Annotated in this window: 7 protein-coding genes; 2 read left to right on the top strand and 5 right to left on the bottom strand. The window is 46.4% G+C overall.

The features are described from left to right. Positions 1 to 21 precede the first annotated feature (21 nt). The 5 genes from NSTC731_RS02895 to NSTC731_RS02875 all read right to left on the bottom strand — a co-directional run bounded on the left by NSTC731_RS02895 (position 22) and on the right by NSTC731_RS02875 (position 12304). Positions 22 to 765 (bottom strand): polyketide synthase, encoded by a 744-nt coding sequence (locus NSTC731_RS02895; protein WP_445629546.1) that lies wholly within the window; start codon positions 763 to 765, stop codon positions 22 to 24. Then, a complete protein-coding gene (locus NSTC731_RS02890; protein ID WP_445629545.1) occupies positions 758 to 1558 on the bottom strand; it encodes an enoyl-CoA hydratase/isomerase family protein in 801 nt (266 codons plus the stop codon). Before NSTC731_RS02890 ends, NSTC731_RS02895 begins: the two co-directional genes overlap by 8 nt. Next, positions 1549 to 2769 carry a hydroxymethylglutaryl-CoA synthase family protein gene (locus NSTC731_RS02885; RefSeq protein ID WP_445629544.1) on the bottom strand — a complete coding sequence of 407 codons (1221 nt, stop codon included), beginning with the start codon at positions 2767 to 2769 and terminating at the stop codon, positions 1549 to 1551. Before NSTC731_RS02885 ends, NSTC731_RS02890 begins: the two co-directional genes overlap by 10 nt. A gap of 191 nt (positions 2770 to 2960) precedes the next feature. Further along, complete coding sequence (locus tag NSTC731_RS02880) at positions 2961 to 5735, bottom strand: type I polyketide synthase (RefSeq protein WP_445629543.1); 2775 nt, start codon at positions 5733 to 5735, stop codon at positions 2961 to 2963. Beyond that, positions 5732 to 12304 carry a beta-ketoacyl synthase N-terminal-like domain-containing protein gene (locus NSTC731_RS02875; RefSeq protein WP_445629542.1) on the bottom strand — a complete coding sequence of 2191 codons (6573 nt, stop codon included), beginning with the start codon at positions 12302 to 12304 and terminating at the stop codon, positions 5732 to 5734. Before NSTC731_RS02875 ends, NSTC731_RS02880 begins: the two co-directional genes overlap by 4 nt. Positions 12305 to 13011: 707 nt before the next feature. Here NSTC731_RS02875 and NSTC731_RS02870 point away from each other — a divergent pair. Continuing rightward, positions 13012 to 14472: a PP2C family protein-serine/threonine phosphatase gene (locus NSTC731_RS02870; protein ID WP_445629541.1), complete on the top strand. Its 1461-nt coding sequence runs from the start codon at positions 13012 to 13014 to the stop codon at positions 14470 to 14472. Positions 14473 to 14508: 36 nt separating this feature from the next. Beyond that, entirely contained in the window at positions 14509 to 14940 is a 432-nt protein-coding gene (locus tag NSTC731_RS02865; RefSeq protein WP_445629540.1) for an ATP-binding protein, read from the top strand. Positions 14941 to 15207: the final 267 nt, after the last annotated feature.

Here is a 15207-nt window from a genome sequence, read left to right as displayed (position 1 = left end):
TTGAAAATCAAAAAACAAAATCTAGGCTAAATAAGCCGCTTCGATGTGTGCTAATGTCCCTGGAACGCCAAAACAGATTTTGTGCATTAGGTGTTCGCGGGACAATGCTGCTTGGAGAGCTTGACGCCGGGGTAATGACAAGGTGTCTTTTACCATCTCCAAAACATGTCTGGGTTTTTCGGCAATTCTTCTTGCCATATCCAAGGCTAAAGTCATAACTTCCTCAGTTGGAACTATGTAGTTAAATAAACCTCGTCCCTTGAGTTCTTTGCCTTTGTAGAGCTTGGCGGTGAGGAGCATCTCGCTAGCAAAGTGATGGCCAACCATTGCAGGTAAGACAGATAAGATACCCATTCCGGGGGTAAATCCCAAATCTGTAAAATTAACTCCGTACCGACTGTTTTCGGATGCGATCGCCATATCGCAGTAGAGTGCTAACGCTATGCCACCTCCCACAGCATGACCTTGCAAAGCTGCAATAATTGGTACGGGAAAGCTGAGTAGTTGGTTGGGAAGTGATAAATCTTTGACATCTGCATTGCCACTCACAACTTGTTTGATGGTGTCCAAGCTGGCTCCTGCGCAAAAGATATCCGATCGCCCACTCAAAATCAAGACTTTCAGGCTCGGTTCTGTCGCTAGATGAGTCAGGGCTGTCATTAATTCATCACACAGTTCTTCGCTCAAACGATTTTCGTTTTCAGGGTCATCGATTTGCAGTTGGAAGATACCGTCTTCTAGGTTGGCGAGCAAAATTTTAGACATGGGTTTTTCCCCTGTACTTTTGAAACCAAGGTGGCGAGAATCCCTCGGTGAAACTTTGAATTCCTTCTAAGACCTCCGGTTGTGCTAACCATGAAACAAGTTGATTCAGGGCAATATTGGTTTGTCGCTGTAAATCTGACCCATAGAGTTGTTCAAAATATTGTTTACTGGCAGCGATCGCTTCTGGAGAAGAACGAAATAGCCGTTGTAATTGTCGGTTCAAGGTGGTAGCCATGCCTTCAGTCGCCACTTCATCCACTAACCCAAATGCCTTGGCTTCTAGGCTGTCAATACCCCGACTGCTGAGGGTTAAATAATTGAGCTGTGCTATGGTCAGACGACGCAGTAAGAAGGGTGCAATCAGAGCTGGAATCATGCCAATGATGACTTCTGGCAACATAAATATTACGTTCTCGTTGGCAATGACGAGATCGCAAGCCGCAACTAAACCTAGTCCTCCACCTGTAACATTACCTTCAACACAGGCGATTACGGGTAAGTGAGAATGGCAAATCAATTGCAGACAATTTATAAAGGCTTGAAACAGTTCTATTTGAGGTCTTCCTCCCTGCTGTAATATCCATTCCAAATCAAGTCCTTTGCAGAAGTCAGTTTCCTCAGCCCGAAGCACGATCGCCCGACAAGATGAATCAGCGATCGCAGCTTGTAATGCTTGAGTGAGTTGATTAATTAGGGATGGATTGAGCGCATTACCTGTTTGGGGTTGCACCAAGGCAATCTGGGCAACTCCTGAATCGATTTTATAGCGAACGGCCTCTACAACTAACTCCATTTATATTGCCTATAGTAATTTTCAACATTGCTTAACACAAGTAAACCTCGGCCTCGATAGCGTTTTTCATAGCGTTCATCTAAATAGTTTTCTAAGTTAAAGTCTCGGCGATCGCTATATTTTTCACGCGTCAATTCACTAGCTTCATAATCTGCAACGGATAAACGAAGTCGCTGATTAAGATGTTCGTCAATATTGAGCGATCGGACAATTTCAGTTGCAGCCTTTCCAATGGTGGCGCTGTAGAATTCTGCTTGGCAGCCACCACCATAGGCAAACAGGGAAATGCGATCGCCCGGATTAAGATCCTTAGCAGAATTTAAAAGACTTAACAAACAAATAAAATTAGAACCCCCATACGAACTACCAATTTGTTGAGCAAAATGTATACTCTCTGCAACTTTTGATTGAAAACTTAACTTAGCAGCCGCTTTCCCTACCGCCTCAAATCGGTTGAGTATGGTGCGATGTGCCTGAAACGTCATTGCTGGAAAGGGTGCATGATAAATATGTTTTTTGAAATCAGCATCATAGTCTACAGAACCCACAATTTGCTCGTAGTGACTGAATGCTCCTTCTAAAGCATCTAAATAAGAGTAAAGACTCGTTTCACTTTTGATCACTTCGGTGTTGAAAGTGGGGCGTAGATAGTCAGAAATCTCCTTTGTCCAGTAACCCGCCTTATCCAGTTCAATTTCGAGAATTTGAGGATTAGTACTAACGAGCATCGCCACTGCACCACCTCCACAGATAAACTCCTGGTCAGTATTGAGCGTCACACTGCTGAAGTCCGTGTTAATTACCAATGCCTTTTTCCCAGGTCTCGCCCCTGAAGCTACCCAGGAAGCGGCCATTTTGAATGCCGCAGTGCCACCGTAACAAGCGTGCTTCACCTCAAAGTTACGGCAATTTGGAGACAAGTTACAAAACCGATGTACCCAGGTGGACAGGGATTTGCCACAATCAACCGCAGATTCGGTACCCACAATTAGTAGTTCAATATCTTGGAGGTCTTGAGGTGATAAGAGTTGTTTGGCTGCATTCACCGCCAGAGTAATCGCATCTTCATAGACCGGATAAACCGATCGCGTTTTGCACATTAAACTATCGGCAATGTGCTGGAAGTTTTTACCACGCGCTTCGGCAAGATCGGCAATATCTAGATAGAACTGCCCTGAGTACAGATTGAGTTTCTCGATTCCTATAGGCATAGAATGTTGGCTAATTGCTGACTGGGAACAGTGGGGTATTTTTTATTTGGGAGTCAATCAATTTTGGATTTGGGATTTGGGATTTTGGATTGAGGAATTTTTAATCTAAAATCGGCAATCTAAAATCTAAAATTGAAGCGGGGTGGGGCATGAACCAAAAAATCTAAAATCTAAAATTTAAAATCTAAAATCTAAAATTCGTTGTCAATCCAACAGCGTTGGCGCTGAAAAGGATAAGTGGGCAGAGCAACTCGTTGTCTGGGAGAATCTCGATGAAATTCTGACCAATTAATGTTTATACCCTTCTCGTATAAAGTAGCTAAGGTGTCGAGCAGCGATCGCCAGTCGTTATGCCCTTGTCTTAAAGAAGACAACCAATTAGCAGTGTTTTTAGGTAGACAGCGTTTACCCATACTTGCCAAAGTATCTGTTGGCCCAATTTCCAAGAAAATATTATACCCTGTCTCTGCTAAAGTCTGGATACCTCGATCGAAACGCACAGGCGATCGCAGTTGGGAGCGCCAGTAGTTAGCATCTAGTACCCCTGCCTCGAATTCTCCCGAAAGATGAGAGATAAACGGCAGACTTGGGGGATGAAACTGCATTTGCCTCAAAGTTTGCTCAAAGGCATTTTGGATGGGGTCTACTAAGGGTGAGTGAAACGCGTGGGCAACATTCAACTCGCGAGTCATAATGAAATCCGATTCCAGACGGGCGATCGCTGCTGAAACCGCTTGTCTATCGCCCGCAATCACCGTTTGGGTAGGGCCGTTAAAGGCAGCAATGGCAACAGCATCCTGGTAAGATGCGATCGCTTCCTCTACAATCTCCTTGGCTGCAAACACCGCCACCATTTGCCCTTCTCTAGCTTGCGTTGCCATCAATCGTCCCGGTTCCGCGCTCAAGTACAGCCCTTCCTCCAAGCTAAATACACCTGTCACACAAGCAGCTACATACTCTCCGACGCTGTGACCCATCACCGCATCGGGTTCAATGCCCCATGACTGCCACAATTTCACTAAGGCATACTCTACAGCAAATAAAGCAGGTTGGGCATAGGCAGTTTCATCTAAAAGATGAGGCCCTAAATTTCTTTCCCCTTCCCCTTTCCCCTTTTCCCCTTCCCCTAATGGATACAGTACTTCCAACAGTGGCCGATCCAAATAAGAGCGTAAGATGCGATCGCAATCGTCTAAGGCAGCACGGAAAATAGGCTGGCTGTTGTAAAGTTCCCATCCCATACCAACGTATTGCGAACCCTGCCCAGCAAACAAAAATGCAATCTTCGGCCGATTATCCGACTCTAGCCGTCCTGTTGTCTGTTTGCTAGTGGCGAATGTCCTCAGTTCGGAGATTAAATCAGGTAAATCGCCTGATGAAATGATGGCATGACGATGATTAAAATGCGATCGACCGATATTAGTTGTGAAACAGATATCGGGAATCGATTGAGCAGCATAATTTTCTAAACTATCTGCATAGCAACTTGCTAGTTCCCGTAACGCTGTCTCAGTTTTTGCCGAAAGCGTCAACAGCAATTTTGGATTGTCATCAGCATCATCCAATCTAAAATCCAAAATCGGCAATCTAAAATCGGAGGCTGCTTCCAGTACTACATGAGCATTGGTGCCGCCAAAGCCAAAAGAGTTAACGCCAGCAAACCGAGGCTTGATATCTATCGGACGATCGATTGTAGGAATCAAGAATGGTGTTGGCTTGATGTCAATATGGGGATTGATGGTTTTGAAATGGGGATGAGGGGGAATTTCTCCGTGTTGCAAACAGAGGACAGTTTTGATGAATGCGGCAATCCCACCAGCAGCTTCTAGGTTGCCAATATTAGTTTTCACAGAACCGAGTCCGCAGGGTTGTTCGAGGTTTCGCCCCTGTCCTAGTACCCCGAAAATTGCTTGTAGCTCGATGGCATCCCCCATTGGAGTACCCGTACCATGTGCCTCAACATAGTCAATTTCATCGGGTGCTACTCTGGCATTTGCCAATGCTTGCCGAATCACTGCTTGTTGAGCCAACCCATTTGGTGCAGTTAGACCAACACTGCGGCCGTTATGATTCACCGCAGTTCCCCGCAGTAACGCTAAAATGCGATCGCCATCTTTAACTGCATCTGAAAGACGCTTCAGGATAACTACCCCACACCCTTCTCCTCGGACGTAGCCATCGGCTGTAGCATCAAAGCTTTTGCAACGTCCATCAGATGACATCATGCCAGCCTGGGAAAAGGTAATATTCACCTCCGGTAACAACATAATATTCACGCCGCCCACCAATGCCAGATTTGACTCTTGATGCCGCAGACTTTGGCAAGCGGTATGAATGGCAACCAGAGATGACGAACAAGCAGTGTCAATTGTCACACTAGGGCCTCGCGCATCCAAAAAGTAAGACAGGCGATTTGCCGCCATACTATTGGCAATCCCGGTACCGGCTCTCGTGGGAATTGCGGTCATGGCTTTGTAATAATCACAAGTGGCAATTCCCACAAAGACACCAGTCTGAGAACCAGCCAGTTGTAAGGGGTCGTATCCAGCGTTTTCTAATGCCTCCCAACTTACTTCTAATAGCAAGCGTTGTTGGGGGTCAATGGTAGCTGCTTCGCTCGTGGAAATTCCGAAAAAGCCAGGATCGAATAGATCGATATTTGCTAAAAAGCCACCCCAACGAGTGTTAGTTTTGTCATAACTACTTAAATCGGGATCGTAGTAAGCATCTACATCCCAGCGATCGCTAGGGACTTCGGCGATCGCATCACCACCATTTTTGCATAACAGCCATAACTGCTCTGGAGAGTTAACTCCTCCAGGAAAGCGGCAACCAATACCGATGATTGCAATCGGTTCAGTTGCAGCATGTTCGAGGGTATTGAGCTTTGCTTGTAGAGCTGATAGCTCCAGCAATGCGTTCTGCATCAATTGTCCATAATCTCTGGTTTCGGAAGGACGACTCATAGCAGTTTTCCCTCTCTGATTGATGCTAGTTTTGCAGCTAGCAAATCTGCAATTTCGTCAAGGGATTGCTCCGACGATGACAATCTCGCTCTTTTTTCTAATGATGATTCTTTCAGTAAAACTTGTTGCTGGACACTCTCTGAGTTAGAGTTAGCCTCCTGGGCTGATGCTTGTGGATCTAACGACAACACTTGCGTTTCCAGATAATTCGCCAACGCTGCCACCGTCGGATAATCAAATAGTGTAGTTGGGGAAAGGGAACAGCCTAAACTATTTTGCAATTGATCTTTCAACTCCGTAGCAGTTAATGAATCCATCCCTAATTCAAAGAATCCTTGCTGCAAACCGATGGACTGGGGTTGCTTTAAGCCTAAAACTTTAGCTACCAATGAGCGGACATGAGTAATTAATTCCTCCTGTCGCACTCGTGGAGGCTTGGTTAGTAGCGATTGGAGAAATGTTGATTGTGGCGTGTTGATGGTGGTAGCAACGGGCGATGGAAGATGATTGTGGTTGACTGGGTTATCGGTGCTGATGCTCTGAGCCAGAATAACAACCTGTTGGAATGAATCGCCGATCGCCTCGCAATCAGGCGCCAAATGCACAGCTTCTTGAAACCCACAATCAGACAACAATTCCAGCCAGTCACTCACCGCTAACAAAGGGTAGAATGGTCGCAATTCGTAGTCTGAGAATTTCCACCACCCTGGCGTTAATCCAAAAACCAAATCTAACCAGCGTCGGGGACTTGTTCCTTCAAGCAACACTAACAATCCTCCTGGTGCTAACAGGCTGCGAACATGACGTAAGGTTTGCTGTAAATCCTCAGTTGCGTGCAGGACATTTGCTGCCACAATGATGTCGTATTGATGGTTAGTAAATCCCTGAGATTGGGGGTCTTGTTCGATGTCTAAGGACTGATAGCGGATAAATGGGTAATCCCGAAATTTCTCTTGAGCCTTGGCAGTAAACCACGTTCCTAAGTCTGTGAACACATATTCAGTTCGCTCTGCTGGGAGATGGGGTAGAAGGTAAGCAGTTGTTCCGCCGGTTCCGGCTCCAATTTCCAAAATGCTGACTGTAGCGGTGGAAATCGCGGTTGAGATTGCCTTTTGGACTAGTGCGTTCATTACCTTTGCGCCGGGAGAATCCTGGTAAAGCTGGGTTAATGCTGTCAAATCGCCTTGGGGAAATAGCAACTCCAATGGACGAGTTTCACCTTGGAGTACTTGAGCCAGGTGCGAACCGCAACGCTCTAGCAGTGTCAGTTCTGCATTTGCTTGGGGATATTGCGATCGCAAATTATCCAGTTGCGCTTGTGGTGTGGGTAACTCTAGTATTCGAGTTACTTCCCACTGATTGCCAATTCGCTGAAGAATTCCTTCTTCAACCAGCATTTCCAACAGGCGCAAAGCGAGTTTCTGATGTTGCTCAATGACTCCTAGTTTGGTAAGTTGGGGGATGGAATAGCGATCGCCTAGCTGCAAATTCCATCCCATCTGCCGGAATGCCGCCACCACATAAAGGATACTTAGGGATTCTAAAGTACTTAGGGCTTCCCCATAGTTTTTTAGATTAAGTTGGGCTGTCAATTCAGCCAACTGGGGCACAAGCAAACGCTTGATTTCTGCTGGCGAACAGAGCGATTCTTTAGCAGTCACGTCATTAGATGCAGTTTCCATCCAGAAACGCGATCGCTCAAAGGGATAATTGGGCAACACTACCCGACGATTTTGAGAGCCATGATGGAAGCCTACCCAATCAACTGATATTCCAGACTCGTACAAAGTTGCCAAACTACACAACATCTGCTGAGAATTCGCTTCCTTTTTGAGGCTGGGAAGCCACACATACTCGTTACTCGGTAAGCACTGGCGACCCATTCCCAATAAAATCGGTTGCGGCCCAACTTCCAAATACGCTAAGGTTCCTAGTTCTGCGAGAGTTACCATTCCATCAGCAAACCGGACTGGCTGCATCACATGTTGCACCCAATATTCAGGCGTGGCGATCTCTGATGCAGCCAGTTGACCAGTGAGATTAGAAATAAAGCGAATATCGGGATTTGGCAGACAGTAGTTTACTTGCCGGACAATTTGCTCAAACTCCGCCAGCATGGGTTGCATCAACGGCGAATGAAAAGCATGGGAAACCTCAAGTGCTTTTGTCTTCACTCCCTTTGCTTCTAACCTAGCCACAGCCGATGTCATAGATTCAGATCCACCTGAGACGATCAGATGTGCGCCGTTCATTGCGGCGATCGCCAAATCTGAATACTCATCAATGATGCTCGATACTTCTTGCAACTGGGCAAATACCGCTACCATTGCTCCCACAGACGGTAACGCTTGCATCAGTCTCCCCCGTGCGGCAATCAACTTTAGTCCATCTTCCAGACTGAACACTCCTGCAACAGTTGCGGCAACATACTCGCCGATACTGTGTCCCATCACCACACTCGGTTTGATTCCCCAGGATTGCCATAGCTGGGACAATGCATATTCCAGAGCAAATAAAGCAGGTTGGGTATAAGCGGTTTCGTTAATAGAGGCTTGAGTTGGGTTTTCTAACTCACTACTTGGATATAGAACCTCTAACAGAGGTTGATTTAAGTATGGCTGTAAGATTTCAGCGCAGCGTTCTATGGCTTGCCGGAAAACAAGTTGCGTGTTGTAAAGTTCCTGCCCCATACCGATATATTGCGAACCTTGGCCAGTGAACAGGAAAGCAACTCCTTGACAACGATCGCCTGTTCTAGAAGGTGGTGAATTATAAATGAACGCTGCGAGTTCCTCGCAAAATTCCTCAGAGGATTCTGCAACCAGAGCTAGTCGATGGTGAAAATGCGATCGCCCCACATTGCTTGTATAACAAATATCCCTCAAAGATACTTCTGAATGAAACTCCAAAAACGCCACATACCGCCGAGCTAATTCCCGTAACGCTATTTCACTTTTTGCCGAAAGCGTCAACAACGATTTGACATGCTCCCCTACTCCCCCGGTTACTGAGCGTTGGTCATTGAGCGTAGCCGAAATGAGTCGAAGTATGCTCCCCTGCTCCTCGGTCACTGAGCGTAGTCGTTCGTGCAGCGTCTCGTAGAGAAGGGCTGCTCCTCTGCTCCCTGCTCCCTGCCCCCTGCCCCCTGCTCCCCTGCCCCCTGTTGGTGCTTCCTCTAGAACAACATGGGCATTCGTACCGCCGAAGCCAAAGGAACTTACTCCTGCAAAACGTTGCTCGCCAAAACCAGACCATTTCTGAGTCTCGCAGGGAATTGAAAAAGGCGTGTCTTGGATGGTAATCTTCGGATTTAACTGCTGGAGATGAAGTGTACCGGGAATTTCTTGATGTTGCAAAGCTAGTACAACTTTAATTAACCCTGCAATTCCGGCTGCTGATTCTAAATGACCGATATTAGTCTTCACCGAACCGATCGCACAAGGTTGGTTTGGAGAACGACCTGACATCAGCACTGATTGCAAGGAATTAACTTCAATCGGGTCGCCCAAGGCTGTACCCGTCCCGTGAGCTTCCACATAGCTAATGGCTGCGGGTGCGACTCCAGCATTCACAAGTGCTTGATGGATAACGCTTTGTTGGGCAATTCCTCTAGGAGCAGTCAGCCCATTGCTGCGACCATCCTGATTGACTGCCGAGCCGCGAATCAGCGCCAGGATATTATCCCCATCTTCGATCGCATCAGTCAAACGTTTCAGCATTACAATCCCACAACCTTCTCCCCGGACATAACCATCTGCATCCGCATCAAAGGTTTTACAGCGACCATCCCCCGACATGAATCTTGCTTGGGAGAGGGCGATTGTCATTTGGGGGGTGAGAATTAAATTAACACCACCTGCCAAAGCCAAGTCACATTCCCCTAACCGCAAACTCTGACAAGCTTGGTGAACTGCAACCAAAGATGAAGAACAGGCAGTATCGACTGCCCAACTGGGCCCGTGCCAATCGAACTGATAGGATAGGCGGTTAGCAGCAATGCTCAGAGCGTTGCCCGTGCTGGCATAGACATCAATATCAGACAAGCTATCGAACTGGAAGCGAGCATAGTCATTGGTACTGATGCCGATAAATACACCACTGTTGCTGCCTGTCAAGCGATCGCTTGCTAATCCAGCATTTTCTAAAGCCTGCCAACTCACTTCTAGTAACAGCCTTTGCTGCGGGTCCATCCGCTCGGCTTCACGAGGAGAAATGCCAAAAAACTGGGGGTCGAATTGGTCAACTTGCTCGATAAATCCACCCCAACGAGTACTCATTTTCCCTGGTTGGGCGGGGATGGGGTTATAGAAAAGATGAGAATCCCAACGATTAGCAGGAATTTGGTCAATGGCACTTTCACCATTTCGTAGTAATTGCCAAAAGGCTTCTGGGTTATTAGCTCCGGGAAAGCGACAATCAAGACCAATAATCGCGATCGCCTCGACGGATTTGAGGTTTTGTCTGGGTTGTGGAGATTCTCGCCGTTGGGATAAATTTTCTGTGAGATAGGCTGATAGAGTTGCGATCGTTGGGTAATCGTAAGCCAAAGTAGGCAACAACTGACAACCTAACCAATCTTCTAAATCTGCCGACAGGCTGACTGCGGCAATAGAATCTAACCCGTAGTAAGCAAACGATTCATGCGGATCTATAGATTGGGGTGCAACGTTTTGTCGTTGAGCAATCTTATTTACCAACCAGTGTTGAATTTCCGCCGCTCCCTTGTCCTTTGACTTGCGGCTTCTCAATTCTCCCCGCTCCCCTACTCCTCGGTCACTGAGCGTAGTCGAAGTGCTGCTCCCACTTCGGCTACGCTCAGTGACCACCTGCTCCCCTGCCTTCCTCCACTGTCCCACCACTTCCAAAGTCCCCGCCAAAAATCTGGCGCGGGTGGCATAGCGTTGAATCTTCCCACTAGAAGTTTTGGGGATACTGACTGGCTTCAACAGCAAGACGGCATAAACTTCTAACTCGTGCTGTGTTGTAACTGCTTGTCGGATGCAGCCAATTACCTCACTTGCATCAAGCTTCCGCATAGCAGTTCGCTCGACTTCACAGGCCACAACGAGTTGTTCTTCACCGTCTACCTCGATAGTAAATGCGGCTACTCCCTGCAATCCCAAAGCCGAATGACTATTTGTAACTGTGAGTTCAATGTCTTGAGGATAATGATTGTGTCCTCGAATAATAATTAAATCCTTGAGTCGTCCGGTGATAAATAGCTCGCCGTCTTGTAAAAAGCCTAAATCTCCTGTACGCAGAAACGGGCCTTCCCCTGTATCTGCTAAATAAGCTGCAAATGTATGTTTTGTTTCTTCATATCGCTGCCAATAGCCTTGGGTGATACTCGCTCCCGCTACCCAAATCTCGCCCACTTCATCTGGTAAACATCGTCTCAATAATTCCGGATGAGCGATCGCAATTTGGGTATCGCCCTGCTGGCTATTGCCACATCCAACTAAAAGCCGCGTCTTGGAATCCTCTGCTGTTGCCAGCATTACCCGATTTTCTGCCAGTGCGGTTGCCTCTACCTTGATAATTATTGGCTGAGTTTGTGCCTCTACGGTAGTCACTTTCAGCGTCGCCTCAGCTAGCCCGTATGCTGGACAAAAAGCTGTTTCTTGAAATCCACAGGAGGCAAATGCTTTGGCAAACCGTTGGAGTGTTTCTGCTTTGACTGGCTCGGCACCATTGGAAGCAACTTGCCAAGAACTGAGATTTAGGCTAGCACGTTGTTCTGCGGTAATTTTCCGAAGGCATAGTTCATAGGCAAAGTTGGGTGCGCTGCTATGGGTTGCCTGATAGCGGGAAATAGCTTGCAACCAGCGAATCGGACGCCCAATAAAGGACACCGGCGCCATGATATAGCTAGGAAAGTTGTAGTACAAAGGTTGGAGTACTCCATAAATTAGCCCCATGTCGTGAAAGAACGGAATCCACGTCACCATCACACTATTAGCTGTGTGATTCCAACCTTGGTCAATGTAGGCTAAATTGTGCAGCAGATTGCTGTGGCTAACCATCACCCCTTTAGGCATTCCCGTAGAACCGGAGGTGTATTGCAGGAATGCTAAAGTATTTCCATTGATATTAGGTGCTTGCCATTCCTGTGCGATTGCCTCAGAAATCCCATCGCTGGCCAACACTTTTAGAGATGCTAGTCCTGGATTGTCTGCAAAGTAGTTCTTAACGATTGGCAATAGTGCTGTTGTTGTCAGGATGGCAGTTGCTTGGGCGTCGGAAACGATCGCACCCAACCTAGCAATCGACTGATTTTGCCGAGGGGGATAGGCAGGAATCGCGATCGTACCAGCATATAAGCAGCCGAAAAAAGCAGTAATAAATTCTAAACCAGGTGGGTAGAGCAGGAGTACGCGATCGCCTGGCTTTGCAAATGTTTGCAAGTAGGTAGCGATCGCTCTTGCCTGTTTATCCAATGCTCTATACGTGAGTCTACTTCCCTCAGATTCACCATCTACCAAAAAGGTATAGCCTAGCGTCTGAGGTTGCTCAATAGCTCTGTAGCGCAATACGTCTACTAGCGTCTGACTAGTATGTTGTTTTTCCATGCACGGCTACTCCTAAAACCTGGAAATTGTTCAGACCGCTAATCTCTAGCACATTGACAAGCAAAGCCAACATCTGCGAGTAAATGAAGGTATTGAAGATTTATCGGACTGATGAAGCCATCAGTTTGATCGATCTTGGTGTTCTCCGAGAAAATCTTGGTTTGGTGTTATCCAAAAAATCTTAGTGTTCTCCGAGAAAATCTTGGTATTGTTTAGAATACCAATATTTCACTCTTCATGCATAAATTTTATAAATTCTCAACTATTTAAGGGATGACTTTTATATCAAAATAACTTAATAGTTATCGCAGGAGACTTGTAGAATTTCTATTTAAATTAGCAGATGCATTCAATTTAGTGAAGCGATTGCCGTCCTGAATCTTACCCCCATATAAGGAGGTCGGCGTAAATAATTATTGTTGGGCTAAGGCAGGGAGCAGGGGGCAGGGGGGCAGGGGAGCAGGGGGCAGGGGAGCAGGGGGGCAGGGGAGCAGGGAGCAGGGAGCAGGGGAGCAGGGAGCAGGGGGGCAGGGGAGCAGGGAGCAGGGAGCAGGGGAGCAGGGAGCAGGGGAGCAGGGAGCAGGGGAGCAGGGAGCAGGGGAGCAGGGAGCAGGGGAGCAGGGAGCAGGGGGAGAGAAAGTCGTTTTGATGAACGTGAAATGGGATAATTTATTTTCTGGAAGTACCTAAAGCGACAGGTATATTGTATGGTCCAACGATCTTATGAAGAGAATGGCATAGCAGAGAATCAACAGCTAATTGAGGAACTGAAAGCCCTGCGGCGAGAGGTAGCTGAATTAAAAACAGAAAAAGCTGCTTTCCAGGCTCAAAAAAAGCTGCTGGAGCATTCAGTAGCAACAATCATCCGCGCTTCACCCGAAGAAGAGATGTTGAAAGCTACTTTACAAGACACGTTAGATGTTTGTAGTCAGCTTACTGGTGCCCAAAAAGGCAGTCTGTTTTTACTCGATCGCCAGGGTGCTGTCACCGATAGTATCCTCACGCAAAGGGAAACAACAGCACTGAAGGAACGCGATCGCCTGATTGGTTGTGTTTTAGCACAGGGGCTTGCTGGTTGGGTATACAGACAGCGCCAGATCGGGTTGATTGTAGACACTGAAACCGACGATCGTTGGTTGCAGTTGCCCAATCAGCCTTACACTGTACGTTCAGCATTAGCTGTTCCCATTCTCAGGAATGAAGAGGTCTTAGGCATTCTTACCTTGCTACACCAAGAACCGGGGCACTTTAGCCCAGAAATTGCCCATCTGATGCAGCTCACTGCTGACCAAATCGCTATAGTGTTAGAAAATGCCCAGCTATATGGGAAAATTGAAACTTATTCCAAAGCACTCAACTACGAATTAGAAAAAGGTCGGCAAATCCAAAGAGATTTTCTACCCAACGAAATCCCACAGCTACCTAATTTAGAGATCGCCACGTTTTTCTCTCCTGCGCGTCAAGTTGCTGGCGACTTCTACGACGTTTTCATGCTACCTGGCGATTACTTGGGGCTAGTTATTGCTGATGTCGCCGACAAAGGTGTAGGCGCTGCGTTATTTATGGCTTTGTTCCGAAGCTTAATCCGTATTTTCTCTGGACAAATTAGTTTGGGCGGACTCTCTATTATTGCCAATGAGGCGGAATTATCGATTTTGCTTGAGTCAGAGATGGCAACTAATTTATACCAAATTAACCCCCTGAAAGCAGTAGCGCTCACGAATAATTACATCGCCCAGCAGCACGCCCAGATGAGTATGTTTGCGACGCTGTTTTTTGGCGTGCTAGATCCGGCAACTGGCATTCTCACCTACATCAATGGTGGACACGAAACTCTGTTTGTTGTTGGTGAGACTGGTATCAAAGCCAGTCTCAACTCAACCGGGCCAGCAGTAGGGATGATGCCTAATATGAAATTTAAAATTCAACAAGTACAGTTGGAACCAGGCGATATCTTAATTGGCTATACCGATGGGGTAACTGAGGCACGCAGTCCCAGCGGTCAATTTTTTACTGAAAAGCGACTGCGATCGCTCCTAGATCGATCTGCGCTTTTGCCGTCTCCTCTGCTAGAGCGGATTACAACTGATTTGTTCGCTCACATCAGCAACGCACCTCAGTTTGATGACATCACAATGCTGATTGTGCAGAGAAAGGCATCAGACTAAAGTTTCATCCTTTCACTCACCCCCAATCTGTAAAATATGGAACCTTTAACTGTGCCTGGAACACTGGACTCTTTAAAGGCGATCGCAGAATATGTGATGGCAGCAACAATGGTAGCAGGTTTGAATAAAAAAACCTCCTATAGACTGCGTTTGGCGGTCGATGAAATCGTTACAAACATCATTAATTACGGCTATAAGGCAGCAAATCGCGAAGGCATATTGATTTTAAAAGCCGATTTTGACGATCGCTCCTTGAACATTACGATTAAAGATACTGGTGTTCCCTTCAATCCTACCCAGAAGTTAACCCCAAATGATTTGAACAAGTCGCTACAGCAACGACAGATTGGCGGTTTGGGAGTTTATCTAGCTCTTAACAGCGTAGATCGGTTTATTTACCAACAAGACGGAAACCAAAATTGTAATATTTTAATTGTAAATCGTGACGACGGATTGGGAATCAGTTAAGTAAGTTTGCAGGAATATTAATTATAAAAAAATAACAATGACTTTAACAAGATACAACAAGAGTTACAAGTTAATTTATTTTTATTTACATAGTTTTGTTTTTCGACACCGTTGCACTTACAACTGAGTGATTGTTGGACAAAAATCTTCCTAAAACTTACTAGCAAATATTTACAAAGTTTTAAGTCCAATCCTTCCAGATTATCTTTTCACGTCACTTGTTACAAATGGTCACGAAGTTAGTAACTACAAAAAAATTTCATGTAT

Source organism: Nostoc sp. DSM 114167 (assembly GCF_052692655.1).
Note: the sequence above shows the minus strand (reverse complement) of the source record. Positions and strands in the feature narration are given on the sequence as shown.